Source organism: Knoellia sp. Soil729, assembly GCF_001427985.1.
Lineage (GTDB): Bacteria > Actinomycetota > Actinomycetes > Actinomycetales > Dermatophilaceae > Knoellia.
This window is the reverse complement of sequence record NZ_LMSA01000002.1, coordinates 24,519-49,673: the sequence shown is the minus strand read 5'-3', so window position 1 is coordinate 49,673 and position 25,155 is coordinate 24,519. Positions and strand designations below refer to the sequence as shown.

Genomic DNA, 25,155 nt, shown 5'->3' with positions numbered 1-25,155 from the left:
GGGACCGGTCAAGGACATCATCGGAGCCCACGTCGCCCTCACCGCGGAGGAGAAGCGCCGCCACATCATCGATCCCGACCTCCCGAGTGAGCAGTGGGACGCCGCCGCTGCTGCCGCCCGCGCGGATGACCGTGGCAAGGGTGCGTGGTTGTGTGACCGCGCCCTGGAGCTCCTCAGCGGTCGGGCCAAGGACCAGCCGCAACCTGTCGAGGTCAACCTGGTCATGACGGACCGTGTCCTGCTGCCCGCAGCATTCGGCGGCAAGGCCCCGGTCGATGATGTGGCGGTCATCCCCGGCTGGGGTGCCATGCCCGGTGCCGAAGCCCGCGCCCACATCGCCGCCCATCTCGATCATGCCGGTGACACCACGGACAACACGGCGTTCGTGTGGTTGCGGCGCCTTTTCACCGACCCGACCGGGCGGGACCTCGTGGCCCTGGACTCGGTGCGTCGCCGGTTCGAGGGCGGGTTGCGTCGTTTCCTGGAGCTGCGGGACCCGACGTGCCGTGTCCCGTGGTGCGATGCCCCCGCGATCCAGTCCGACCACGCCCGGGCCGTCCACGACGGCGGGACCACGCACGCCGACAACGGTCAGGGGCTGTGCCAACGGCACAACTTGGTCAAGGAGCTCGACGGCTGGCACGTGCGGGTGCGGTCGACCGGCCTCGACGGGATGGGCTCGCACTCGGTGCGGATCACGACCCCGACCGGGCGGGTTCACGACTCCACCGCACCCCCGATCCTGGGTGAGGGTTGGGTCCCACCGCCCGGAGCTGACCACCCCAAGCCCGGAAGTGACGCCGACATCGGCTACCACCTGGAGCTCACCGAGGAGCAGGAGCGATTCGCTGAACAGTTCGGCGACTAGCTCGACCACGCCTACGAAGGCCACTCCTGGGCCGCCTGACGACGCGGGCCTCTCGTCAACCCGAACCGCACCTGACAAAACGGCCCCTTCACGGCTCGGACAGGACCCACCCACAGCCGGCGCACAGCCGCGGGCCTGATTCTCATCTCATGACGATGACCGCACCGCGTGTGTCCGAGGGCCCACCCGGCGACCTGACACCAGCGCCACGCCGCGTCCCTGCTCCCGTGCCCCGCTGGTGGCGTGACGCCTCGGGGGTGACCGGGTGGGCACTCCTCGTCGCGGTGACCTGCCTCTGGGTGGTGCACGGCGGGCTCGGCGACTTCGGGTCCCTCGGTGACGGCCTCACCGCCGCCGGGCGCCTCTGCGGACTCCTCGCATCGGCACTGCTCCTCATCCAGGTCCTGCTCATGGCCCGGATCCCCTGGTTCGAGCAGGCGTGGGGCCAGGACGAGCTGGCTCGGACCCACCGCCTCGTGGGCTTGACGTCGTTCAACCTCATGCTCGCGCACATCGTGCTCGTCGTCCTGGGATACGCCGCCTCGTCGAACCTCGGTCTCTGGAGCACGGTGTGGAACCTCGCGGTGAACTACCCGGGCATGCTCCTCGGCATCGCCGGGACGGCCGCCCTGGCCATGGTCGTCGTCACCTCGGTGCGCAAGGCACGCGCCCGGTTGCGCTACGAGTCGTGGCACCTCATCCACCTCTACGGCTACCTCGGCGCCGGTCTGGCCCTGCCGCACCAGCTGTGGACCGGTCGCGACCTCACGGCGTCTCCCGTCGCGACCTGGTTCTGGTGGACCCTGTATGCCGTTGCCGCCGGCTCCGTCCTCGTCTTCCGCATCGCCGTCCCCCTCGTGAGGTCGCTGCGGGCGCCGCTGAGGGTCGTGGAGGTCCGGCACGACGCCACCGACGTCACCACGGTGACCGTGGCCGGTCGGGGGGTGCGGCGGATCCGGGCGCACGGTGGGCAGTTCTTCCAGTGGCGGCTGCTCGACGGCCCCGGCTGGACGCGTGCACACCCGTACTCCCTGTCAGCGGCTCCGGACGGGAGGTCCCTGCGCTTCACCGCCGCCCACGTCGGTGACGGCACGAGCCGGCTGGCCACCCTCCAGCCCGGTGCCCGCGTCCTCGTCGAGGGCCCCTACGGGCGGCTCCACCAAGGCGTGCGGACCCGGCGCAAGGTGCTCCTCATGGCCTCCGGCATCGGCATCACCCCGATGCGAGCCCTTCTCGAGGACCTCCAGCAGGCACCCGGTGACGTCACCGTCATCCACCGCGTCCGCAGTGCGGACTCTGCTGTGCTCGCCGACGAGCTCTCGGGCCTGGCCGCCGCACGGGGTGCGCGCTACCACCTCGTCAGTGGGCCGCGCATCCCCGGACGGGACACGTGGCTGCCCGTGGGCGCCCAGCACCTCAGCGACACCGCCGCCCTGCGCCACCTCGTGCCGGACGTCGCGGACCACGACGCCTACCTCTGCGGCAGTCCCGGCTGGATGGACGCGGCGCGTGCGGCGCTCGCGGCCGCGGGCGTCCCGGCGCAGAACATCCACCACGAACGTTTCACCTACTGACCCAGGAGACGCATCATGCGCCGCATCACCCTCTGGCTGGCCAGCACTGCGACGACGCTGGTCCTGCTGTTCAGCTATCACACGTCCACGTCCTCGGGCACGACGACGAGCATCTCCTCACCCGCCAACGGCGGCTCCGTGGCCGCCGCTGGCTCCAGCTCGGGACCGAGCTCGGACTCCAGCCCAACCTCGGGGTCATCGTCGGGCTCTTCCTCGGGCTCCTCCTCGGGCTCAGGGTCATCCTCGGGCTCAACGCAGTCGTCAACCAAGACCTACACCGGGGCCGCGGCCTCGACCCGGTTCGGTGATGTCCAGGTCAAGATCACCGTCGCCAACGGCAAGGTCACCGCCGCCACGGTCACCCAGGTCCCCTGGCGCGACCACCGGGACCAGGAGATCAACTCGCAGGCGGTGCCGATCCTCAACGAGGAGGCGGTGTCGGCGCAGAGCGCACACATCGACATGGTCTCCGGGGCGAGCTACACCTCGCAGGGCTACGCGCAGTCGCTGCAGTCGGCCCTCGACCAGGCCGGGCTGTGAGCACCCTCGTGGCCCCGCAGCGGACGCCGCAAGCTCCTGGGCGTCGTGTCTTCGTGCGCCAGCTCATGGGGCTGCCGGTCAGCCTCCACGTCCGGGCGGTCGAGCCTGATCGCCCCGAGATCGAGCTCGCCGCCGGTCGCGTCTTCGCGCACCTCGAGCGGGTCGACCGGGTGCTCAGCACGTGGCGCGCCGACAGCGACCTGCTGCGTCTCCAGCACGGCGAGCTCGACGCCGACCAGGCCCACCCGTGGCTCGCGGAGGTCACCGACCTGTGCCTCGAGGCCGAGGACCGGACCGACGGGCTCTTCCGGGCCTGGCGGTCACGCGCGGGTGGGCGCCCCACCTTCGACCCGACCGGCCTGGTCAAGGGCTGGGCCGTGGCAGCCGCAGCGGCCCACCTGGAGACCGTCGCCGACATCGCGTTCAGCATCGGTGCCGGCGGCGACATCGTCGTCGGGGTGGGCCACGGGATGCTCGATGCCCGACCGATCTGGCGGATCGGCATCGAGAACGCCCGCGACCGCAGCCAGGTGGCCGACGTGGTGACCCTCAGCCGCGGTGCCGTCGCCACCTCCGGCGCCGCAGCCAGGGGTGCGCACATCGTGGATCCCCGCACGGGGCAGCCCCTTTCGCGCCCCGGCTCGACGACCGTTGTGGGGCCCGACCTGTTGTGGGCGGACGTGTGGGCCACCGCGGCCTTCGTGGACCCCACGACGACGCGACGGCTGCTGGAAGCCCGTGACCCGGCATACCGGCTCATCGTCCTGTGACGGGCGCATGTGCTGGGATGGGCGCATGCTGCCCTTCCGCCAGGTCGACGTCTTCAGTGCCGAGCCGTGGCTCGGCAACCCGCTCGCCGTGGTGCACGACGCCGACGGGCTGACCGAGGCGCAGATGGCCGACTTCGCGCGCTGGACCAACCTGTCCGAGACGACGTTCCTCAGCGCGCCGACCGACCCCCGCGCCGACTACCGGGTGCGGATCTGGACCACCACGGGTGAGCTGCCCTTTGCCGGGCACCCCACGATCGGCAGCGCCCACGCCTGGCTCGAGGCCGGCGGGGTGCCGCAGGGTGAGTCCGTGGTGCAGGAGTGCGGTGCCGGGCTGGTCACCGTCCGGCGGACACCGAGGCTCGGGTTCGCCTCCCCACCGCTGCATCGGTCCGGTGAGGTCGAGGGCGCGCTGCGCGCCCGGATCGTCACGGCGCTGGCGATCGAGGAGTCCGCGGTCGTCGACATGGCGTGGGCCGACAACGGGCCGGGATGGGTGGCTGTGGACCTCGGAGACGCCGAAACCGTCGTCCGCCTCGTGCCCGACATCGCCGCCTTTACCGATCTCAAGGTGGCCGTCATCGGGCGCTGGGACGCTGCCCACGCCGCTGAGCTCGGCGCGGACGTCGAGGTGCGTGCCTTCTATGCCGACGGGCGCGACTTCGCCGAGGACCCGGTGACCGGCAGCGCGAACGCCGCTCTCGCCCAGTGGCTCATCGGCACGGGCGCGCTGCCCGACAGCTATGTCGCGCGGCAGGGGTCGGTCATCGGCCGGGACGGACGCGTGCGCATCGAGGCCGCCGACGGCGAGGTCTGGGTCTCGGGTGATGCGGTGACGCGCATCGAGGGCGAGGTCCGGCTCTAGCCGGGAGCCAGCGCGGACCTCAGGGCCTCGACGTCGGTCACCGGGGCGTCACAGACAAACCCACGACACACGTATGCCGTCGGATCACCTCCCACGAGCGGCCTCGCCTCGAGCAGTGGCTGGCCGAGGGAGTCGGGCTCGCCGTGGGCGATGACGAGGCCGGGCGAGGTGGAAGCCCGGGCGGTCGCGAGCATCGCCTCGGCGGCGGGTCCGTCCCCGACGATCGCCACCTGCAGCGGACCTGTGACGGCGGCCTCGGCAGTGGCCAGGGCCCACCCTGCGAAGCGCGGGTCGCGTGCGGCCAGTGCACCCAGGCTCGCAAGCGTGCTCTCGGCAGCCTCGCGGTGGCGCGACGAACCCGTGAGGGTGGCGTGGAGCAGCCAGGCGCCCGCCAGCGACGAGGCCCCCGAGGGCTCCGCGTTGTCGCCCTGGCTGCGCGGCCGGGCGAAGAGCTGCTCCGCGTCGTCGGCCGTGTCGTGGACCGAGCCGTCCTCGTCGCGGAAGTGCTCGAGGGCGACCTCGAGGATGGTGCCCGCCTCCGCCAGCCAGCGTGGGTCACCCGTCGCCTGGTGAAGGGCGAGCAGCCCTTCAGCGAGGTTGCCGTGGTCGTCGGCGACACCGGCTGCCGCGCCCACGACACCGTCGCGCGAGGCGCGGCGCAGGCGACCGTCGACCACGTGCTCGCTGATGACGAACTCGGCGCAGCGCCGGGCGGCGTCCACCAGGTCGGGTCGCTCCAGGAGCACGCCGGCGTCGGCCAGTGCGGCGAGCGCCAACCCGTTCCACGACGTCACGACCTTGTCGTCCCGGGCGGGCTGCGGCCGTTGGTTGCGTGCTGCCACGAGGCGGGCCCGTGCCTGCGACCACCACTGCTCGTCCTCTGGGTCCGAGCGCAGCTGCAGGGTCGACGCGCCGTGCTCGAAGGTCCCAGTCTTGGTCACCGACAGCAGCGCCGCGGCTCGCGCACCATCCTCGGCGCCCAGCACGTCCACGAGCTGCTCCGGTGTCCAGGCGTAGGTCGCGCCCTCGACACCGACCCCGTCGACCTCGGTGTCGGCGTCCAGCGCGGAGGCGAACCCGCCCGACTCGGTGCCGAGGTCGCGGATGATGAAGTCCGCTGTCTCGGAGGCGATCCGGCGCGCCAGAGGATCGCGCGTCGCTCGCCACAGGTGGGCGAACACGCGCAACAGCTGGGCGTTGTCGTAGAGCATATTCTCGAAGTGCGGGACCACCCAGTCCGCGTCGACGGAGTAGCGGGCGAAGCCTCCCGCGAGCTGGTCGTAGATGCCCCCGCGGGCCATCGCCTCGCAGGTGCGCCGGGCCATCGACAGCGCATCGGCGTCGCCGGTGCGCCCGTGGTGGCGGAGGAGGAACTCGAGCACCATCGACGGTGGGAACTTCGGCGCCCCGCCGAAGCCGCCGCGGGCCGGGTCGAAGTGCTGCCGCAGCGCGGTCACCGCTGAGGCCAGCGTCTCGGTGGTGATGGCACTCGATGGGCCCGGTGCCGTCATCTCGCGCAGCTGGCCGGCGATGTGCGCTCCGGACGCCACGACGTCCTCGCGCTGCTCGGTCCACACGCGGGTGACGTTGGCGAGCAGCGCGAGGAACTGCTCGCGAGGGAAGTAGGTGCCGGCGAAGAACGGGTCGCCGTCGGGGGTGAGCACGCAGGTCATCGGCCAGCCGCCGTGCCCCGTGAGCGCCGTGGTGGCGTTCATGTAGACGGCGTCGACGTCGGGGCGTTCCTCCCGGTCGACCTTCACCGGGACGAAGTTCGCGTTGACCACCTCGGCGACGCGCTCGTCCTCGAAGGACTCGTGCGCCATGACGTGGCACCAGTGGCAGGCGGCGTAGCCCACCGACAGGAGGACGGGGACGTCGCGGCGGCGCGCCTCCGCGAAGGCCTCCGGACCCCACTCCTGCCAGTGGACGGGGTTGTCGGCGTGCTGCAGGAGGTAGGGCGAGGTGGACTGGGCGAGCCGGTTTCCCATGACGTCACCGTATGCCGTCCGCGGCCCGCGTGACCGACTCACCCCGGACGCGGGCCGTGCAGTCAGCGGGTGGTCGTGCCGGACGCCGGCTCGGCGACGAGGTCGCGGTCGCCGGTGCGGTCGTGGACGTCATGGTCGTGGTCGTCGACCATGGACGCCTCGTCGAACGGGTCCTCGCCGGCGAGCACCCGGTCGAGCTGGGGCCGGTCGAGCTCGCCGACCCAGTGCCCGATGAGGACCGTGGCGATCGAGTTGCCGGCGAAGTTCGTCAGGGCGCGCGCCTCGCTCATCATGCGGTCGATCCCCACGATGAAGCCGACGCCGTCCACGAGGTCGGGGCGGTGCGACTGGAGCCCGCCGGCCAGGGTGGCCAGCCCGGCGCCGGTCACACCGGCAGCGCCCTTGGACGCGATGACCATGAAGACGAGCAGGGAGATCTGCTGACCGATCGAGAACGGCTTGTCCATGGCCTCGGCGATGAACAGCGAGGCCATCGTGAGGTAGATCGCCGTGCCGTCGAGGTTGAACGAGTAGCCCGTCGGGACGGTGATCCCGACGACCGGGCGCGAGACGCCGGCGTGCTCCATCTTGGCGATGAGCCGCGGCAGGGCTGACTCCGAGGACGACGTCGACAGGATGAGGAGGAACTCGCGCGACAGGTAGCGCAGCAGGGAGAAGACGTTGACGCCCGTGACGGCCTTGAGGATCGACCCGAGGATGACGAAGACGAAGAGGAAGCAGGTGACATAGAAGGCGACCATGATGAGCGCCAGCGACTTCAGCGCCTCCCAGCCGGTGGCACCCACGACGGCAGCCATCGCTCCGAACGCGCCGATCGGGGCGGCATACATGATCATCGCCATGAGGCGGAAGACGAGCCGCTCGAGGTGCTTGATGCCGCCGAGGATCGGCTCACCGGCCCGCCCCATCTTCTGCAGGGCGAAGCCCACGAGCAGGGCGACGAGCAGGGCCTGGAGGACGGACCCAGACGTCAGCGCCGACACGAGCGTGTCGGGGACGAGTCCGAGGATGAAGTCCACGGTCGAGGTGTGCTCCTCGCCGACGGCCTTCTGGCCGCTGGAGGCGAGCTCGTCGGTGAGGTGCAGACCCGCTCCGGGCTTGATGATGTTGCCGACGAGGAGGCCGATGGCCAGGGCGACGGTCGACATGGTGAGGAAGTAGCCCAGCGCGAGGCCACCGACCTTGCCGACCTGCGCGGCGCGGCGCACGGAGCCGATGCCGAGGACGATGGTGCAGAAGATGATCGGGCTGATCATCATCTTGATGAGGTTGACGAACCCGGTTCCGAGCCACTTGAGCTTGACCCCGAACTCCGGGGCGATGAGGCCGACCGCGATGCCCAGGACCATGGCGATGACGACGGCGATGTAGAGCCAGTGGGTGCGATCCCTGCGGACAGGTCGATCGACGGCGGTGTCGGTCACGGGTTTCTCCCTCGGTTGCGTCCCGGTCGTTCCGGGTCCTGAGCGTCACCGATTCTGCAGACGGAAGTGGCTAGGGTCACCCTTGTGTTCATTGAGTGCCGGGGCGACGTCGGGCGGGTGCCCCGACGGCCCTCGCACTCCGTATGCCGGTGAGCCCGGCTCGCGTGCGCGCGTCACCGAGACGCTGGAGCGTCGCCACCCAGACCTTCGCGCTCCAGGTCGCGGTCGCGCTGCTCGTCGTCGCGGTCGGGCTCGTGGCGGCCTACGTCCAGGCTCGCCGGTCGCAGACCCAGGAGGCCACCTCGCGCGCCATGTCCGTGGCCCGCACCGTCGCCTCGACTCCTGAGGTCGTGCAGGCGCTGTCGTCGGGCACCCCGTCCCCAGCAGTGCAGGACTTCGCCGAGGAGGTCCGCAAGGAGACCGCGACCGACTTCGTCGTCGTGATGAACACCCAAGGCGTGCGCTACTCCCACCCGGACCCCGCGCGGGTCGGCGAGCGGTTCATCGGGCACATCGAGAACGCCGTGAGAGGCGGTGAGGTGGTCGAGGACTACACCGGGACCTTGGGCCCGTCGCGCCGGGTGGTGGTGCCCGTCGAGTCGGACACCGGGTCGGTGGTCGGCCTGGTGGCGGTCGGCATCACGCGCACGGCCCTGTCCAGGGCCGTGAGCAACCAGCTGCCCGTACTGCTGGCCGCGGGCGCGGCGGCCGCCCTGCTCTCCGGCCTGGGCGCCGCCCTCGTCGCCCGGCGCACACGTCGCCAGACCCTGGGTCTGGGGGAGCGGCAGCTGCGGGAGATGTACGAGTACTACGACGCCGTCCTGCACGCCGTCACCGAGGGCCTGATCCTCGTGGACCAGGAGGGTCGGCTACAGCTCGCCAACGACGAGGCCATCCGCCTCCTCGGCCTCCCGGACGACGCCACCGGCCGGCCGCTGGCCGAGCTCGGGCTCAGCCCCTCCCTGACCACCGCCCTGTCCGACGGGGCACACCGCGAGGACGAGCTGCGCCTCACCGAGGACCGGATCCTCGTGCTCAGCACGGCCCCTGCCACGTGGGAGGGCCGACGGCTCGGGACCGTGGCCACGCTGCGCGACCGCACCGACCTCGAGCACCTGACCGGAGAGCTCGACTCTGCCCGAGGAGTCACCGAGGCGCTGCGGTCCCAGGCGCACGAGTCGGCCAACCGGATCCACACGATCGTCTCCCTCATCGAGCTCGGCCACACCGAACGTGCCCTCGAGTTCGCCACGGACGAGCTGGCAGTGACGCAGAGGCTGGCTGACCAGGTCGTGGGTGCGGGAACCGAGCCGGTGCTCGCCGCCCTGCTCGTCGGCAAGAGCGCCCAGGCCAGTGAGCGCGGCATCGACCTGCGGATCTCGGGGGACGCCGACTGGCCGCCGGGAGCGGTGCCGGTGCGTGACATCGTCACGATCGTCGGCAACCTCATCGACAACGCCTTCGACGCCGTGACGGGCGGTGCCTCGAAGGCCGAGCGCCGGGTGGACGTCGACATCTCCGTGGCGAGCGAGGGGGAGATCCGGTCGGTGGTGCTCGAGGTGGCCGACTCCGGGCCGGGGCTGCCGGCCGACACGGTGGAGCTCGTCGCCCGGCGTGGGTTCAGCACCAAGGGGCAGGGCAGCGCCGGCCGGCGTGGCATCGGCCTCGCCCTCGTGTCGCAGACCGTCGACCGGCTCCACGGCACCCTCGCCGTGACGGGGCCGCCCGGGGCGCGCTTCGTCATCCGGCTGCCCTTCGACACCGAGGCCGATCATGGCTGAGCCCCTGCGCGTCCTCGTGGTCGAGGACGAGCCCATCGCCGCCGAGGCACACGCGACCTGTGTGGGGCAGGTCCCCGGCCTCGTCGTGGCCGGAGTGGCAGCCACCGGACGCGCGGCGCTCAAAATGTTGCAGGAGAGCAACATCGACGTGGTGCTGCTCGACATGAACCTTCCCGACGTGCACGGCCTGGAGGTCGTGCGGGCGATGCGGGCGGCGGGCCACCGGGCCGACGTCATCGCCGTGAGCTCGGCGCGGGACCTCGACCTCATGCGCTCAGCGGTCTCTCTCGGGGTGGTGCAGTACGTCCTCAAGCCCTTCGCGTTCGCGACCCTGCGCGACCGGCTCCGCGCCTACCTCGACTACCGGGAGGCGCACGTGACCACGCTCGAGGTCGGCACCCAGGCCGAGGTCGACGAGGTCTTCGCGGCGGTGCGCCCGACCCGGTCGACGACTCTGCCCAAGGGCATGTCCGAGGAGCTCCTGGGCCGGGTCGTGACGGCGCTGCGGGAGGCACCGGAAGCCCTGTCGGCCAGGGAGCTCGCCGCGGCCCTCGGGGTGAGCCGGGTGACGGCTCGCCGCTACCTCGAGCACCTGCAGGAGAGCGGTCTGGCAACCCGGCGCTCACGCTATGCCGGTGCCGGCCGTCCCGAGGTCGAGTACCGCTGGAGCAGCTGAACCGGACTCAGTCCTCGAGCGCCTTGAGGAGGGTGAGGTTCTTCGACAGCTGGTCCTCGTCCCCGTCGACGGCGGCCCAGAGGATCTCGACACCGCAGCGCACGATGCACCACAGCCTGCCGATGTCTGCGTCGAGGCCGGCGGCGTCACAGGCCACCTCGAGCCGGCGACGCACGGACCAGCGCATGGACGGACCGGTGCCGAGCTCGTCGAACCTGTTGCGCAGCAACGGGTGCAGCTCGTAGCCGGCCGGTCCCGCCAAGGGCTTGGGGTCGATGGCGAGCCACGGTGCCCGCCTCGCCGCGAGCACGTTCTCGAAGTGGAGGTCGGTGTGGAGCAGCACCCTCGGTCCTGGCTCCGCGAGCAGGTCGCGGGCCAGCCCGGTCACGCGGGTCACGACGCGTCGTGGCACGTCGGTGCGCTGGCGCAGGCGCGTGAGATAGGGATCGAGGTAGCCCGCGAGCGTCCTGAAGCTCGGTGGTGCCGGGATGTGGAGGTCGCGATAGAGGCCTCCGATTACCGAGCACGCCTCGTCGATGTCGACCGTCCTGAGGTCGCGGCCGGAGTCGAGTCGTTCGAGCAGGGACGCGCCTCGCGACGGGTCGGCCGCGACGAGCCGGACGGCGCCCCTCGCGCCCCAGGCACGCAGGGCGAGGTGCTCTTGGGCGGACTCGACGTGGGGCCAGCCGATCTTGAGGACGAGCGGAGCCGAGTCCGGGTCGTCGCGACGGACCACCGGATGGACGACAGCCGTCCATCCGGTCATCGGGTCGCCGTCCAGGGCAAGGCCCCACTGGTCCATGGACTCCCGGGTCAGCCGGCCGACGTCACGGACCCAGTCCTCACCGGTCGGCCCGCCGTCGGCGGGGAGGCGGCTCATCCACGTGAGCCACTCCTGGGGTGCCAGCGGTTCGCCTGCCCGCCCCGCGTTCACGCCAGACCGGGGAAGGCGGTGAGGGGCACACCATGCCGGCGTGCCTGCGCCGCAACGGTGCCGAGCCACCCGGGCACGACGGCGAAGGCGGCCTCCGGGTCCGCGTCCGTGAGCGAGCGCAGCGTTCTCCCGAACGTGCTGAGCACGGTCGACAGGGCCTCGGTGGCGAGGGTGGCCGCCTCGGCCGCGGTCGTCACAGGGTGGGGGAGTGGCCGGCCGAGATCGGGCGCGGGCGCGCCGTCGCCGATCGCGGCCACGAGCTCGGCGGTGAGCCGCTCGAGGCGGCCGATGCCCACTGCCCACTCGTCACGCACGGACCGCGACGACCGCGCGGCCGCCACCTGGAGGTCGTACGTCGACGTGCGCACCGCCTCGAGGAGAGGCACCAACACCTCGGGCGTGCTCCACGTCGGCGGAGCGGTGGTGGGCGCTGAGAAGCCGGGGCCCGCAAGGTCAACCGCGGCATGGGCCTGCCCGAGGATGGCGACCACGGTGGGTCGCAGGTCCTCGGCGGCCTCGGCGCAGCCGGCCCCGGCCGAGATGATCGTCTCCTCGATGGCCACGGCCTGCGTCGGCGGCGGCGGCGGAGGCGACCCTGTGCTGCTCGGCGTGGGTGAGCTCGCAGTGGTGGTGCTCGCCTGCGGAGGGGCCGACGACGTGAGCGACGGTGTCGGCGTGGGGGTGCCCGAGGGGAGCTCGTCCTCCGGCACCCCGCGCTGGCGCAGGGCGTCGTGGAGGACTGTTGCCTGCGTGCGGTGCAGGGGGGCGAGGAGGGGCGAGAGCGGTGTCCTGGGGTCGACCGGCGCCAGGGCCGCTGCGTGCACGGCCGACAGGAGGTGCAGGAGGGCCTGCTCGCCCGGGATGGGCGAGCGGTCCGGCACCAGCGGGACGTGCGGCGCGTCGTCCTCGAGCCGGATGCCGCAGCCCGTGAGCGAGGCCACGGCCACGCCCAGCGCTCCCAGCGCGACGACGCGCCGGGACGGGCTCGGGGTGCCCGGCGGGGTGACCTCACGCATGGCGGCATCCTCGCACGCGTGGAAGCGCGCGGCCGTCCACGGCTAGAGTGGGCGACGCCGCAGCGGTACGTGCAGCGAGGAGAACTACAGAGAGGGAGACCGATGACCCGGGACACCGAGGTGCAGCAGCTCATCGCTGGTGCGTTGGACGGCTCAGGAGTCGTCCTCGAGGACGTCGTCGTCACCCCCGCCGGACGTCGTCGCGTCGTCAAGGTCGTCGTGGACCGCGCCCTGGACGCCACCGGTGACGTCACGCAGACCCTGCCCTCCCTCTCCCTCGACGAGATCGCGGCCGCGACCCGCACAGTGAGCGACGCTCTCGACGAGTCCGACGTGCTCGGCGAGCAGCCCTACACCCTCGAGGTCACCTCGCCCGGCGTCTCCCGGCCACTCACGAACGCCTCACACTTCCGCCGCAACGTGGGCCGCCTGGTCGTGCTCGCTCCCCAGGGGGCCGAGCCCGTCACCGGGCGCGTCGTGCGCGCCGGCACCGACGACCTCACCCTCGAGGTCCCGGCCAAGAAGAAGGACCCCGCCCGCAACGAGACCTTTGCGTATGCCGCGATCGAGCGTGCCGACGTGCAGGTCGAGTTCTCGCGCCCGGACCACGCACCACAAGATCAGGAGAGCTGACCATGGACATCGACCTCGCCGTCCTCCGGGGTGTCGAGCGCGAGCGTGACATCTCGCTCGACGTGCTCATCCCCGCCATCGAGCAGGCGCTCCTCCTCGCCTACCAGCGCACCGAGGGCGCCTACCGCAGCTCGCGCGCGGAGCTGGACCGCAAGACCGGTCACGTGACGATCTGGGCCCGCGAGGAGTTCGAGGTCCCGGTCGAGGACGAGCCGGCCGAGCCCACCGACCCTGCCACGCCTGCCTCCGACGCAACGTCTGCGGATGCGGCTGCTCCAGCCACCGGATCCGCAGACGCAGCGGAGGTGGCGAGCGAGCCGCGTGCGCCGAGGATGCGCCGTGAGTACGGTCCGGAGTTCGACGACACCCCCTCCGACTTCGGCCGCGTCGCCGCGGCGACGGCCCGCCAGGTCATCGTCCAGCGCCTGCGCGACATCGAGGACGACGCGATCATGGGCGACTTCAAGGGGCGCGAGGGTGACATCGTCGCCGGCGTCATCCAGCAGAGCCCGGACCCGCGCCACGTCACCGTCGACTTCGGCACGGTCGAGGGCATCCTGCCGCTCGCCGAGCAGGTGCCCGGCGAGAAGTACGTCCACGGGCAGCGCCTGCGCGTCTACGTCGTGAGCGTCAAGCGCGGCCTGCGCGGCCCGCAGATCGGCCTGTCCCGCACCCACCCCAACCTCGTGCGCAAGCTCTTTGCCCTCGAGGTCCCCGAGATCGCCGACGGCAGCGTCGAGATCGCCGCCCTGGCTCGCGAGTCCGGGCACCGCACCAAGATCGCCGTGCACACCAAGGTCGCCGGCCTCAACGCCAAGGGCGCCTGCATCGGCCCCATGGGTGCGCGCGTGCGGGCCGTCATGGCCGAGCTCCACGGCGAGAAGATCGACATCGTCGACTTCAGCGACGACCCGGCCACCTTCATCGCCTCGGCGCTCAGCCCCTCGCGGGTGCAGTCGGTCGAGATCGTCGACTGGAACCTGCGCGCCGCCCGCGTCATCGTGCCCGACTACCAGCTCTCGCTGGCCATCGGGCGCGAGGGCCAGAACGCCCGCCTCGCCGCCAAGCTCACCGGCTGGCGCATCGACATCCGCTCCGACAACCCCGGCGCAACGGGCGGTCAGTCACCTGCCCCGAGCACGGCCGACACCTCCGATGACGCGCCCGACGCTCGCTAGGCGCTAGAGTGGAGGGGACCGACCGGACTGGAACCCGGGCTCGGGCGTTGCACGCTGAGGCGGGCACACGGCATACATCGTCTGTGGTGGAGCCCGTGCGCACCTGTGTGGGATGCAGAGCAACGGATAGCCGGTCGGCACTCCTGCGAGTGGTCGCCGGAGGTCACGGGGACCTTGTCCCAGACCTCCGACGATGTCTTCCGGGGCGCGGCGCTTGGCTGCATCCCACCGAGGACTGTTTTGCCCTCGCCGTCCGACGTCGGGCGTTCGGGCGTGCGCTGCGAGTCAGCGCACCGCTGGACACCGCCGCCGTGGCGGAGTGGATCACCACCCACGAGCAGACAACCAACCGTCCCAAGGGAACCGAGAGCGGGTTTGACGCTGATGAGCACCCGATGAGAACTCAGCAATGAGCTCCCCCCAGTACTAAAGGTCCGCGCCCTTCTGCTTCGTCAGGTCGCACGGACCGGAAGAAGGAGAAAGAAACGTGGCAAAGGTTCGAGTCTCTGCACTCGCCAAAGAAGTGGGAGTGACCAGCAAGGTCCTCCTCGAGCGCCTCAACGACATGGGTGAGTACGTCAAGTCGGCGTCCTCCACCGTCGAGGCGCCCGTCGTTCGCCGCTACCAGGAGAAGTTCCCGGTCGCCGCCCCCGCAGCAGCCCCCAGCGAGGCAGCCAAGCCGGCCGCCCAGAAGGCGCCGGCCAAGCCGGGCACGCCCGGTCCTGCTGCGCCCGCAGCACCCTCGGCCCCGGCTGAGTCCGCCGCTGCAGCCGCACCGGCTGCTCCCGGCCCCAAGGCTCCCTCCGCTCCGGCGTCCGCTCCGGCTCCTGCCCCCGCCGCTGCTGCAGCACCTGCCCCGGGCGCTCCCGCCCCGGCGGCTCCGGCCCCTGCCGCTCCGGCTGCCAAGGCCGCACCCGCTCCGGCCGCGCCCGCGCCCGCAGCCCCCACTCCGGCGGCTCCCGCCCCCTCGGCCCCGGCCGCTCGGGCGACCCCCGACTCCGGTGCCCGTCCGGCGCCGCGCCCCGGTGCGGGCTCCCCGCGCCCGGGCAACAACCCGTTCGCTCCCAGCCAGGGCATGCGCCAGGGCCGCGATGGCGGTCGTGACGCCGGTCGTGACGCCGGTCGTGATGCGCCCCGCGAGGGTGGCCGCGAAGGCGGCGGTGCCGCCCGTCCGGGCAACAACCCGTTCGCTCCGAGCCAGGGCATGCCGCGTCCGCGCAGTGGTCCGCGTCCCGGTGGTCCCGCAGGTGCGGGCGCCGGTGCAGCCGGTCCCCGTCCCGGTGGCGCCCGTCCGAGCCCCGGCATGATGCCGTCCTCCAGTGCGGTCGCCCGTCCGGGTGAGCGTCCCGGCCCCGGTGGTCGCGGCGGTCGTCCCGGAGCCGGTGGCCCGGGTCGTCCCGGTGGCGGTCCCGGTGCAGGCGGCGGCTTTGCCGGTCGTCCCGGTGGCGGTGGCTTCCGCGGTGGAGCCGGTCGCGGCTCGACCGCTGGTGCATTCGGTCGCGGAGGTGGCCGTCCCGGTCGCGCCCGCAAGTCCAAGCGCGCCAAGCGCATGGAGTTCGAGGAGATGCAGGGACCCTCGATCGGTGGCGTGAGCGTTCCCCGTGGTGATGGCAAGACCATCATCCAGGTGCGCCAGGGTGCCTCCCTCACGGACTTCGCCGACAAGATCAACGCCAGCCCGGGCTCGCTCGTCACGGTGATGTTCCACCTCGGTGAGATGGCGACCGCGACCCAGAGCCTCGACGAGGACACGTTCCGTCTGCTCGGTGCCGAGCTCGGCTACGACATCCGCATGGTCTCCCCCGAGGAGGAGGAGAAGGAGCTGTTCGACGCCTTCTCCATCAACCTCGAGATCGGCGTCGACGCCGAGGACGAGGACGACCTCGCGGCTCGCCCGCCGGTCGTGACCGTCATGGGTCACGTCGACCACGGAAAGACGCGACTTCTCGACGCGATCCGCAACGAGAACGTGGCTGGTGGTGAGTCCGGTGGCATCACCCAGCACATCGGTGCCTACCAGATCCACAAGGAGCACGAGGGCGTCGATCGTCCGATCACCTTCATCGACACCCCGGGTCACGAGGCGTTCACCGCCATGCGTGCTCGTGGTGCGAAGGTCACGGACATCGCGATCCTCGTCGTCGCTGCCGACGACGGCGTCATGCCGCAGACCATCGAGGCGCTCAACCACGCCCAGGCTGCGGATGTCCCGATCGTCGTCGCGGTCAACAAGATCGACGTCGAGGGCGCCAACCCGTCCAAGATCCGTCAGCAGCTCACCGAGTACAACCTCGTCGCCGAGGAGTACGGCGGCGAGACCATGTTCGTCGACGTCTCGGCCAAGCAGGGCGAGAACATCGACGCACTGCTCGAGGCAGTCCTGCTCACCGCCGACGCCGCGCTCGACCTGCGGGCCAACCCCGACCGTGACGCCCGTGGTGTCGCGATCGAGGCCAACCTCGACAAGGGTCGTGGTGCGACCGCGACGGTGCTCATCCAGTCCGGCACGCTCCACGTCGGTGACGCCATCGTCACCGGCAGCTCCTACGGTCGCGTTCGCGCCATGCTCGACGAGCACGGCAACAACCTCCAGGAGGCGACCCCGTCGCGTCCGGTCCAGGTGCTCGGTCTGAGCTCGGTCCCGCGTGCAGGCGACACGTTCGTCGTCGCACCCGATGACCGGACCGCGCGACAGATCGCGGAGCGCCGCGAGTCGGCCGACCGTCAGGCCAGCCTGGCCAAGGCGCGCAAGCGCATCTCGCTCGAGGACCTCAACGAGGCCATCGCGCAGGGCAAGGTCGACACCCTCAACCTCATCCTCAAGGGTGACGTGTCCGGTTCCGTCGAAGCCCTCGAGGACGCACTCCTCCAGATCGATGTGGGCGAGGACGTTGACCTGCGGATCATCGACCGCGGTGTCGGCGCCATCACGATGAACAACATCAACCTGGCCGTGGCCTCCAACGCCATCATCATCGGCTTCAACGTCCGGGCCGAGGGCCTGAACGCTGACTACGCCGAGCGTGAGGGCGTCGAGATCCGCTACTACTCGGTGATCTACCAGGCCATCGAGGAGATCGAGCAGTCGCTCAAGGGCATGCTCAAGCCCGAGTACGAAGAGGTCGAGCTCGGTACCGCCGAGATCCGCGAGATCTTCCGCTCGAGCAAGTTCGGCAACATCGCCGGCTCGATCGTGCGCAGTGGCGAGATCAAGCGCGGCACCAAGGCACGCATCACGCGTGCCGGAGTCGTCGTCTCCGAGAACGTCGAGATCGCCGGCCTGCGCCGCTTCAAGGATGACGTCACCGAGGTCCGTGAGGGCTTCGAGTGCGGCATCAACCTGGGGTCCTACAACGACCTGCAGCTCGGCGACCTCATCGCCACCTACGAGATGCGAGAGAAGCCCCGCGCCTGAGGCTGATCGCCTGACGTGACCGGCCGGCATACCGACTTTCGGTATGCCGGCCGCTCGCGTTTACGACGGCGGTCACCGAGCGTTGTCGCCCGCACGCTCTAGGGTGACCGCCAGTGCCGCCGGTGGCACTGCTGAGTCACGAGGTGGGGAGCGCATGTCAGAGCGAGGAGCTGAGCCCGAGTGGATGGGTCCGCTGCCGGCGTCCGCGGGGTGTGACTGCCACATCTGCCGGCCGGCCGGGTCCTACGACGTCGAGGATCGCCGGACCATCGACACGATCCTGCGTCACGTTTGGCAGGTGAGTCTGGTCTCCGACGAGGCCGGTTGCGAGCACGGTGACCACGCCCATCACCACCCTGCGCAGGACCACCACGGCACTGCCGTTCCAGCCTTCGCGTACACCGTTGGCCTCGGCCACCGGTGCGGTCACCCAGAGCTCCTCATGTCCGGGCTGGACCCCACGGTGATGCACCAGGCGCTCAACCACCTGGCCCACCAGGTCATGGCTGGCCGACGGTTCGCCCCGGGCGATGTCCTCGAGGACGTGCTGGCGGGTGTCCCGGTCGTCGTGGAAGGCGTCGCGGACGACGGGCTGCGCGAGACGGTGACGTGGTCGGGGTGGTTCCACCGACGCCGGCCCGAAGCGCTGGCCATCGTGTGGCCCAGCACCGCCGGCCTGTTCGCCTGGCAGCCGGGTGCGCCTCCTGTCCTCGACGAGCGTCAGCCACCGTCCTGGCGCGACCCGATCACACACACCGGTGGCGTGGCGGTCGACCCCTCGTGGGACTTCCCCGTCCCACCTGATCGGCTGGCTTTCTCCTGCGTGCACGTCGTGGAGCACGGAGAAGCCGTCCTGTTCGTGGCCCGGGAGTCCGACCGGGAGCACAGCGAGGACTGGAGCCTCCACTGCGGCGCTGAGGGCCACGCCACCGAGGAGATGAGACGTGCGCATCTCGCCCACCTGGTCCGCTCGGCGCCGAGCCTGCGCGCCCTGAGTGGGCTCGGCCTTGATGAGCAGGCACACCGCCCGACCGTCGACTGCGAGTGGACCGTGGTGACGGTGCCCTGATGGACGTGCGGCACCCACGCCATCACGTCGAGATCGGGCGACCTGCCGCAGCCCGCGTCATGGCGCACGCGTGTCGCCCGATGTCGACTCCGACGTCGATCCCTTGTCCGGTTCTGCGCCTGCGCGCCGGGCGCATAGTGTGTGCGGGCACCACCAAACATCTGTGAAGGAGTTGTCGTGGCTGACGCCGCCCGCGCCCGCAAGGTCGCCGACCGCATCAAGACCCTCATCGCTGCAGGCCTGGGCTCGATCATCAAGGACCCCGACCTCGGTTTCGTGACCATCACCGACGTGCGCGTGACCAACGACCTGCAGCACGCGTCGGTGTTCTACACCGTGTTCGGTGACGACGCGCAGCGCGCCAAGACGACCTACCTGCTCGAGGAGAACCGCGGCAAGCTCCGCAGCCACGTCGGCAAGAACCTCGGCATCCGCCTCACACCGTCGCTCGAGTTCATCGCCGACGCCATCCCCGAGACGGCGGCGCACCTCGAGGTCCTCCTGCAGGAGGCACGCGAGCGCGACGCGCAGGTCGCTGCCGCCGCCGCGGGTGCCACCCACGCCGGTGACCCCGACCCCTACCGCCACGACGACGAGGACGCCGACGCCGACGCCGACCAGGCACCCGCCGGCGACGTGCGTCAGGCCCCAGCGTCCGACGCGGTCACCGGGACTCCCAGCACCGACCGCGCGTGAGCGAGACGGTCGACGGCCTGCTCATCGTCGACAAGCCGACCGACTGGACCAGCCACGACGTGGTCGCCCGCGCCCGGCGCCTGTGCAACACCCGCAAGGTCGGACACGCCGGCACCCTCGACCCGATGGCGACGGGGGTGCTCGTCCTCGGCGTCGGACGCGCCACCAGGCTGCTCACCTTCCTCGTCGGCTGCGACAAGGACTACACGGCGACGATCCGGCTCGGGCAGGCCACGCTCACCGATGACGCGGAGGGCGAGGTGACCGTCGCTCCCGGTGCCGCGCGGGTGAGCGACGAGGCGATCGCCGCAGCCGTGGGCACCCTCACCGGTGACATCCAGCAGGTCCCCAGCTCGGTCAGCGCCATCAAGGTCAAGGGCCAGCGCTCCTACCACCGGGCCCGTGCGGGGGAGTCCGTCGACCTCCCGGCCCGTCCGGTGACCGTCTCCCGCTTCGAGGTCCGTGGCGTCCGCCGGTCGCTGGAGGCGGGCCTGCACCTCGTCGACGCGGACGTCGACGTCACCGTCTCCTCCGGCACCTACGTCCGGGCCCTGGCCCGTGACCTCGGCACGGCGCTGGGCTCGGCCGGGCACCTCACTGCTCTGCGACGGACCCGGGTGGGAGGCTTCGGTCTCGACACGGCATACCCGCTTGCGGACCTGGAGGCACGGCAGGGSGAGCCGATGCCGGTCATCGCGCTGGCCGACGCCGCCCGGGCAGGGTTCGTGGCGCGTGAGCTCAGCGAGGACGAGGCTCGCACCATCGGCTACGGCCAGCGCCTCGCCTCCGAGCAGCCCGGGCGCAGCGAGCCCGTCGCAGCGTTCGCCCCGGACGGTCGTCTCGTCGCCATGCTCGACGAGACGGGTGACACAGCACGCAGCCACGTCGTGTTCGCCCCGGCGAGTTCGTAGAGTGTCCACCGTGCACCGCTTCACCGACCCCGCCGAGACGCCCGACGAGCTGGCGCCCTGCGTCGTCACGCTCGGTAACTTCGACGGCGTCCACCGTGGTCACAAGGCCGTGCTGGCTCGCCTGATCGAGATCGGTCGCGACCGCAGCCTGCCCGCCGTCGCGGTGACGTTCGACCCCCACCCCCTGGCCGTCCTCCACCCCGAGCGCGCGCCCGAGCTCCTCACCCCGGGCTCGATCCGGGACGACCTGCTCGCCGATGCCGGCGTCGACGGGCTCCTCGTGATCGAGTTCACCAAGGAGTTCGCGCAGCAGTCACCCGAGGAGTTCGTCAGGGGCACCTTCGTCGACGGGCTCCGGGCGCAGGTCGTCGTCGTCGGCGTCGACACCCGCTTCGGCTACAAGAACTCCGGTGACGTCCACACGCTGCGTGAGCTGGGCGCCCAGCACGGCTTCGAGGTCATCGCCCTCGAGGACGTCGGTGACGACGAGCGCTGGTCCTCGACGTCGGTGCGCAACGCCCTGGCAGACGGTGACGTGGCGGCCGCCGCCCGCGTCCTCGGCCGCCCCCACCGGGTCGTCGGCACCGTGGTCCATGGACACCACCGGGGTCGCGAGCTCGGCTACCCCACGGCCAACCTCTCGCCCGACTCCGCCGGCCTGGTCCCGGCCGAGGGCGTCTATGCCGGATGGCTGACTCGTCTGGGCCTGGAGGCCGGCGAGCACGACCGCACGATGCCCGCCGCGATCTCCATCGGCACCAACCCGACCTTTGACACCAAGGACCGCCGCACGGTCGAGGCCTACGTCCTCGACCGGGACGACCTCGACCTCTACGACGAGCGCGTCGTGGTCGAGTTCGTCGAGCACATCCGACCCACGTTGCGCTTCGAGAGCATTGACGAGCTGCTCGTCGCCATGGCCAAGGACGTCGAGCAGTGCCGAGCGGTGCTCACCCAGATCGTCCACTCCTGAGCCGTCACGCCCTCTGGCTCCGGCAGGACATCGGACTCCTCGTCGGGGCCGCCGGCACCTCGGTCGTGGGTGCGCTCCTCGTGTGGTCAGCCACGCACGAGACCGCCGGCACGGCATACCTCGTCCGTCATCTCCTCAACACGGCCATCGGCATCGGGCTCGCCGTCGGGGTGGGCCGGCTCGGGCACCACGGGCTGCGCCTCCTCGCACCGTGGATCTACGGGTTGTCGCTCCTTGGGCTCGTGGCGGTCCTCACGCCGCTCGGGCTGACGGTCAACGGCTCCCGGTCCTGGATACCGGTCGCCGCGGGCTTCACCGTGCAGCCCTCGGAGTTCGCCAAGGTCGGGCTGGCGCTGATGCTCGGGTTCGTCTTCGCCGACCGGTGGGAGAGGCGAGTGGCGCCCGGGAGCCGTGACGTCGCCCTGGGCTGGGTCCTGGCCACCGTGCCCGTCGCGCTCATCATGCTGCAGCCGGACCTGGGGTCGGCGGTCGTGCTCGGCGGTCTCGCGTTCGTCGTCATCGCGCTCGCCGGGGCGCCCCGGCGCTGGGTCGCCGGAGTCGCGTTCGCGGCGGTCGGCGTGGTGGTCGCAGCGCTCACGACCCCGCTGCTCAGCGACTACCAGCGGGACCGGCTCCTGGCCTTCGCCGACCCGAGCGCCGACCCGCAGGGCATCGGCTACCAGACCCGGCAGGTGCGCCTCGCGATCGGCTCGGGTGGCTGGTCGGGGCAGGGCTTTCTGGAGGGACGCCAGACCCAGGGCGGCTTCATCCCCTACCAGCTCAACGACTTCATCTTCTCGGTGGCGGGGGAGGAGCTCGGCTTCCTCGGCGCCGCCGGGTTGCTGCTGCTGCTGTCGTTCATCGTCATCCGGATCTTCGTCGTCGCCGGCCGCTCGCGCGACGCGTTCGGGCGCTTCGTGGGCGCCGGCGTCGGCACGTGGTTGGCCTTCCAGGTCTTCCAGAACGTCGGGATGAACCTCGGGGTCATGCCCGTCACCGGACTGCCGCTGCCGTTCATCTCCTACGGCGGGTCCTCGATGTTCGCATCCTGGCTCGCGATCGGGATCGTCAATGCGGCGTATGCCGCAGGGCACCGCGACCGGGTCCGCTGACCTCGCGGACCCGCTGGGTTACCCGTGGGTCACGTTTGTCACGTGCCGACACCTCTACCCGCAAGTCTGTGGCAGCATGCGCGCAAGCGCTCCCCAATGACGAGGAACACGACATGACTGCTGCCACCGCCCAGACCCACTCGCCCGCTGACGAGTCCGTCGACCACAGCCTGATCGAGGAGCGGGCCGCCAGCGTCGGGCACCTGTTCCGCGACCGCGTGACGGCGACCCCCAACACCGACGCGTTCATGTATGCCCGCGTCACCAGTGCCGGTGACGAGTGGCAGACGGTCACGTGGGCCGAGGTCAAGAAGACGGTGTACGCGATCGGTGCCGGGCTCGTCGCCCTCGGGGTCGGCCCCGAGGACCGCGTGGCGGTCGCCTCGTCGACGCGCTACGAGTGGGCGCTGGCCGACCTCGCCGTCATGGTGGCAGGGGGTGTCACGACGACGATCTACCCCACGACGATCGACGACGACGTCGCGTTCATCCTCGGTGACTCCCAGAGCAAGGTGGTTTTCGCCGAGAACGCCGAGCAGGTCGCCAAGCTGCGCCGCATCGCGAACTCCGTGCCGGGCGTCCGCAAGGTCGTCACCTTCGACGCCGAGGCGGCCACGGGCGAGGACGACTGGGTGATCAGCCTGGACTCGCTGGAGGCCCTCGGACGCACCGGGCTCGAGCGCGACCCCGGCCTCATCGACGAGCGCATCGACGCCCTCACGCCCGACCGCCTCGCCACGATCATCTACACGTCGGGCACCACCGGCCGGCCCAAGGGGGTGCGGCTGCTCCACAGGACGTGGACCTACGAGGCCGCCGCCACGGACTCCACGTCCATCCTGCGCGACGACGACCTGCAGTACCTCTGGCTGCCCCTCGCCCACGTCTTTGGCAAGCTCTTGCTCACCCTGCCGCTGCAGATCGGGTTCCCCACGGCCATCGACGGACGCATCGACAAGATCGTGGACAACCTCGCCGTCGTGAAGCCGACCTTCATGGGTGCCGCCCCCCGCATCTTCGAGAAGGCGTACAACCGGGTCCAGATGATGATGGAGTCCGACGGCGGCGTGAAGCTCAAGCTGTTCCGCTGGGCCGAGGGCGTCGGTCGTGAGGTGAGCGACCTGCGCGCGGAGGGCAAGGCACCGAGCGGCCTGCTGGCGACCAAGTTCGCGCTGGCCGACAAGCTCGTCATGAGCAAGGTCCGCGACCGCTTCGGCGGGCGCGTGCGCCTCTTCATCTCCGGGTCGGCGGCACTCAACCAGGACGTCGGTCGCTGGTTCGACTCGATGGGGATGCTCGTCGGCGAGGGCTACGGCCTCACCGAGTCGTGTGCTGCGTCGACGGTCAACCGGCCGCACGCCTACCGCTACGGGACGGTCGGCTGGCCGCTGCCCGGCACCGAGGTGAGGATCGCCGAGGACGGCGAGGTCCTCCTGCGCGGCGACGGCATCATGGACGGCTACCACAACAACCCCGACGCCACGGCCGAGGTGCTCGGCGCCGACGGGTGGTTCCACACCGGCGACATCGGCGAGCTCGACGAGCGCGGCTTCCTCAAGATCACCGACCGCAAGAAGGACCTGTTCAAGACCTCCAACGGCAAGTACGTCGCCCCCTCGATCATCGAGTCGCAGTTCAAGGGCATGTGCCCCTACGTCAGCCAGTTCGTCGTGCACGGCGCCGACCGCAACTTCGTGTCCGCCCTCGTCACCCTCGACCCCGAGGCCATCACGGGCTGGGCGCAGGCCAACGGCATGGGCGAGAAGTCCTACGCCGAGATCGTGACGTCCGACGAGGCGCATGAGATGGTCCAGGGCTACGTCGACCAGCTCAACACCGGGCTCAACCGCTGGGAGCAGGTCAAGAAGTTCTCAATCCTCGACACCGACCTCACCGTCGACAGCGGTGAGCTGACCCCGAGCCTGAAGCTCAAGCGCAAGGTCGTCACCGAGCGCTACAAGGACACGCTCGACGCCCACTACGCCGGCGCCTGACCCGAGCGCGACTTATTGCCCGTTTGGCCAGTTCAGCGGGCGGCGAACCGCCGCTGTAGGCGGCCGAACGGGCAATAAGTCGGTCGTTGGAGCCCTCAGTCCTCGATGAGGGGGACGAACCGGTAGGCGCCGTGGAACTCGACCCGGGCCTCACCCGCGGCGTCCAGCTCCACCCGGTGCATCCATCCCGTGACCGGGATGACCATCACTCCGCCCGGCGCGAGCTGGTCGACGAGGGTCCGCGGCAGGGTCGAGGCTTCCGCCGACACCAGGACCCGGTCGAACGGGCCGTCCCCCGGTGAGCCGAGCGCACCTGGAGTGGCGAGCAGCAGGCGAGCCCACGGCATACCGGCGCGGTGCAGGTTCGCGGCGCCGAAGGTGACGAGCTCCGGCAGGCGCTCCAGCCCGAGCACCGACCCGGTCGGTCCGGCGAGGTGGGCGAGCAGGGCGGTCGTCCAGCCCGAACCCGCCCCGACGTCCAGCACGCGGTCACCGGGGTGCACGTCGAGGAGCTCGAGCATGGCCGCGACGGTCCGCGGCTGCGAGTTCGTCTGGCCGTGGCCGATCGGCAGGGGCCCGTCGCGCCCGGCGTGGCGGCGTTCGCGCAGGGGCAGGAACCGCTGGCGTGGCCACGCGGCCATCGCCTCGGCCACTCGCCCCGCGGCGTCCATCACCCCAGTGTGCTCCTGTGGCTTTGGGTCGCACGCGCGGGCGAAC

Annotated in this window: 22 protein-coding genes; 17 read left to right on the top strand and 5 right to left on the bottom strand. The window is 71.2% G+C overall.

The genetic code is table 11. The annotated features are described in order from the left end of the window. Positions 1-148 precede the first annotated feature (148 nt). The 5 genes from ASG74_RS17575 to ASG74_RS05095 all read left to right on the top strand — a co-directional run bounded on the left by ASG74_RS17575 (position 149) and on the right by ASG74_RS05095 (position 4,617). Complete coding sequence (locus ASG74_RS17575) at positions 149-868, top strand: HNH endonuclease signature motif containing protein (protein ID WP_056139725.1); 720 nt, start codon at positions 149-151, stop codon at positions 866-868. A gap of 149 nt (positions 869-1,017) precedes the next feature. Then, positions 1,018-2,442 carry a ferredoxin reductase family protein gene (locus tag ASG74_RS05110; RefSeq protein ID WP_056139723.1) on the top strand — a complete coding sequence of 475 codons (1,425 nt, stop codon included), beginning with the start codon at positions 1,018-1,020 and terminating at the stop codon, positions 2,440-2,442. Positions 2,443-2,457: 15 nt separating this feature from the next. Beyond that, on the top strand, positions 2,458-2,982 hold the full coding sequence (locus ASG74_RS05105; protein WP_056139721.1) for an FMN-binding protein: 525 nt from the start codon (positions 2,458-2,460) through the stop codon (positions 2,980-2,982). A 53-nt stretch (positions 2,983-3,035) separates the two neighbouring features. Continuing rightward, positions 3,036-3,752 (top strand): FAD:protein FMN transferase, encoded by a 717-nt coding sequence (locus ASG74_RS05100; RefSeq protein WP_235498827.1) that lies wholly within the window; start codon positions 3,036-3,038, stop codon positions 3,750-3,752. 25 nt (positions 3,753-3,777) lie between these two features. After that, on the top strand, positions 3,778-4,617 hold the full coding sequence (locus tag ASG74_RS05095; RefSeq protein WP_056139719.1) for a PhzF family phenazine biosynthesis protein: 840 nt from the start codon (positions 3,778-3,780) through the stop codon (positions 4,615-4,617). Here ASG74_RS05095 and ASG74_RS05090 read toward each other — a convergent pair. Then, positions 4,614-6,605, bottom strand: coding sequence for a thioredoxin domain-containing protein (locus ASG74_RS05090; protein ID WP_056139717.1), 1,992 nt, complete (start codon positions 6,603-6,605; stop codon positions 4,614-4,616). The genes ASG74_RS05095 and ASG74_RS05090 overlap by 4 nt on opposite strands. A gap of 62 nt (positions 6,606-6,667) precedes the next feature. Further along, positions 6,668-8,050 (bottom strand): cation:dicarboxylate symporter family transporter, encoded by a 1,383-nt coding sequence (locus ASG74_RS05085; protein WP_082569535.1) that lies wholly within the window; start codon positions 8,048-8,050, stop codon positions 6,668-6,670. A gap of 149 nt (positions 8,051-8,199) precedes the next feature. Between ASG74_RS05085 and ASG74_RS05080 the strand changes: the two genes are divergently transcribed. After that, positions 8,200-9,831, top strand: a complete 1,632-nt coding sequence (locus tag ASG74_RS05080) for a sensor histidine kinase (RefSeq protein WP_235498826.1) — start codon at positions 8,200-8,202, stop codon at positions 9,829-9,831. Continuing rightward, entirely contained in the window at positions 9,824-10,507 is a 684-nt protein-coding gene (locus ASG74_RS05075; protein WP_056139712.1) for a response regulator, read from the top strand. Before ASG74_RS05080 ends, ASG74_RS05075 begins: the two co-directional genes overlap by 8 nt. A 7-nt stretch (positions 10,508-10,514) precedes the next feature. Here ASG74_RS05075 and ASG74_RS05070 read toward each other — a convergent pair whose 3' ends face one another. Continuing rightward, complete coding sequence (locus tag ASG74_RS05070; protein WP_156465293.1) at positions 10,515-11,387, bottom strand: aminoglycoside phosphotransferase family protein; 873 nt, start codon at positions 11,385-11,387, stop codon at positions 10,515-10,517. 50 nt (positions 11,388-11,437) lie between these two features. Then, positions 11,438-12,457 (bottom strand): hypothetical protein, encoded by a 1,020-nt coding sequence (locus ASG74_RS05065; protein ID WP_056139709.1) that lies wholly within the window; start codon positions 12,455-12,457, stop codon positions 11,438-11,440. Between the two features lie 102 nt (positions 12,458-12,559). On the opposite strand from ASG74_RS05065, the gene rimP reads away from it, so the two are divergent. The 10 genes from rimP (at position 12,560) to ASG74_RS05020 (ending at position 24,438) form a co-directional block, all read left to right on the top strand. Then, positions 12,560-13,090, top strand: coding sequence for a ribosome maturation factor RimP (gene rimP / locus ASG74_RS05060; protein ID WP_056139707.1), 531 nt, complete (start codon positions 12,560-12,562; stop codon positions 13,088-13,090). A gap of 2 nt (positions 13,091-13,092) precedes the next feature. Beyond that, positions 13,093-14,268, top strand: coding sequence for a transcription termination factor NusA (gene nusA / locus ASG74_RS05055; protein WP_056139705.1), 1,176 nt, complete (start codon positions 13,093-13,095; stop codon positions 14,266-14,268). Between the two features lie 8 nt (positions 14,269-14,276). After that, positions 14,277-14,681, top strand: coding sequence for a YlxR family protein (locus tag ASG74_RS16850; RefSeq protein WP_082569534.1), 405 nt, complete (start codon positions 14,277-14,279; stop codon positions 14,679-14,681). A gap of 74 nt (positions 14,682-14,755) precedes the next feature. After that, entirely contained in the window at positions 14,756-17,683 is a 2,928-nt protein-coding gene (gene infB / locus ASG74_RS05050; protein ID WP_056139702.1) for a translation initiation factor IF-2, read from the top strand. 154 nt (positions 17,684-17,837) lie between these two features. Further along, positions 17,838-18,752 carry a DUF4262 domain-containing protein gene (locus ASG74_RS05045; protein WP_162252784.1) on the top strand — a complete coding sequence of 305 codons (915 nt, stop codon included), beginning with the start codon at positions 17,838-17,840 and terminating at the stop codon, positions 18,750-18,752. Between the two features lie 177 nt (positions 18,753-18,929). Beyond that, on the top strand, positions 18,930-19,448 hold the full coding sequence (rbfA, locus tag ASG74_RS05040; RefSeq protein WP_056139698.1) for a 30S ribosome-binding factor RbfA: 519 nt from the start codon (positions 18,930-18,932) through the stop codon (positions 19,446-19,448). Continuing rightward, positions 19,445-20,359, top strand: coding sequence for a tRNA pseudouridine(55) synthase TruB (gene truB / locus ASG74_RS05035; protein ID WP_056139696.1), 915 nt, complete (start codon positions 19,445-19,447; stop codon positions 20,357-20,359). Before rbfA ends, truB begins: the two co-directional genes overlap by 4 nt. 10 nt (positions 20,360-20,369) lie before the next feature. After that, on the top strand, positions 20,370-21,332 hold the full coding sequence (locus ASG74_RS05030; RefSeq protein ID WP_056143160.1) for a bifunctional riboflavin kinase/FAD synthetase: 963 nt from the start codon (positions 20,370-20,372) through the stop codon (positions 21,330-21,332). After that, positions 21,296-22,444 carry an FtsW/RodA/SpoVE family cell cycle protein gene (locus tag ASG74_RS05025; protein ID WP_056139694.1) on the top strand — a complete coding sequence of 383 codons (1,149 nt, stop codon included), beginning with the start codon at positions 21,296-21,298 and terminating at the stop codon, positions 22,442-22,444. The genes ASG74_RS05030 and ASG74_RS05025 overlap by 37 nt, the downstream gene beginning before the upstream one ends. 113 nt (positions 22,445-22,557) lie before the next feature. Further along, a complete protein-coding gene (locus ASG74_RS05020) occupies positions 22,558-24,438 on the top strand; it encodes an AMP-dependent synthetase/ligase (RefSeq protein WP_056139691.1) in 1,881 nt (626 codons plus the stop codon). 95 nt (positions 24,439-24,533) lie between these two features. Here ASG74_RS05020 and ASG74_RS05015 read toward each other — a convergent pair whose 3' ends face one another. Further along, positions 24,534-25,109, bottom strand: coding sequence for a protein-L-isoaspartate O-methyltransferase family protein (locus tag ASG74_RS05015; protein WP_056139688.1), 576 nt, complete (start codon positions 25,107-25,109; stop codon positions 24,534-24,536). Positions 25,110-25,155: the final 46 nt, after the last annotated feature.

Excerpts from the sequence above, each read along its gene's own strand:
- ASG74_RS05110 (WP_056139723.1), top strand. The coding sequence starts at position 1,018 with ATGACGATGACCGCACCGCGTGTGTCCGAGGGCCCACCCGGCGACCTG.
- ASG74_RS05105 (WP_056139721.1), top strand. The coding sequence starts at position 2,458 with ATGCGCCGCATCACCCTCTGGCTGGCCAGCACTGCGACGACGCTGGTC.
- ASG74_RS05095 (WP_056139719.1), top strand. The coding sequence starts at position 3,778 with ATGCTGCCCTTCCGCCAGGTCGACGTCTTCAGTGCCGAGCCGTGGCTC.
- ASG74_RS05090 (WP_056139717.1), bottom strand. The coding sequence starts at position 6,605 with ATGGGAAACCGGCTCGCCCAGTCCACCTCGCCCTACCTCCTGCAGCAC.
- ASG74_RS05075 (WP_056139712.1), top strand. The coding sequence starts at position 9,824 with ATGGCTGAGCCCCTGCGCGTCCTCGTGGTCGAGGACGAGCCCATCGCC.
- ASG74_RS05070 (WP_156465293.1), bottom strand. The coding sequence starts at position 11,387 with ATGAGCCGCCTCCCCGCCGACGGCGGGCCGACCGGTGAGGACTGGGTC.
- ASG74_RS05065 (WP_056139709.1), bottom strand. The coding sequence starts at position 12,457 with ATGCGTGAGGTCACCCCGCCGGGCACCCCGAGCCCGTCCCGGCGCGTC.
- rimP (WP_056139707.1), top strand. The coding sequence starts at position 12,560 with ATGACCCGGGACACCGAGGTGCAGCAGCTCATCGCTGGTGCGTTGGAC.
- nusA (WP_056139705.1), top strand. The coding sequence starts at position 13,093 with ATGGACATCGACCTCGCCGTCCTCCGGGGTGTCGAGCGCGAGCGTGAC.
- ASG74_RS05045 (WP_162252784.1), top strand. The coding sequence starts at position 17,838 with ATGTCAGAGCGAGGAGCTGAGCCCGAGTGGATGGGTCCGCTGCCGGCG.
- ASG74_RS05020 (WP_056139691.1), top strand. The coding sequence starts at position 22,558 with ATGACTGCTGCCACCGCCCAGACCCACTCGCCCGCTGACGAGTCCGTC.
- ASG74_RS05015 (WP_056139688.1), bottom strand. The coding sequence starts at position 25,109 with ATGGACGCCGCGGGGCGAGTGGCCGAGGCGATGGCCGCGTGGCCACGC.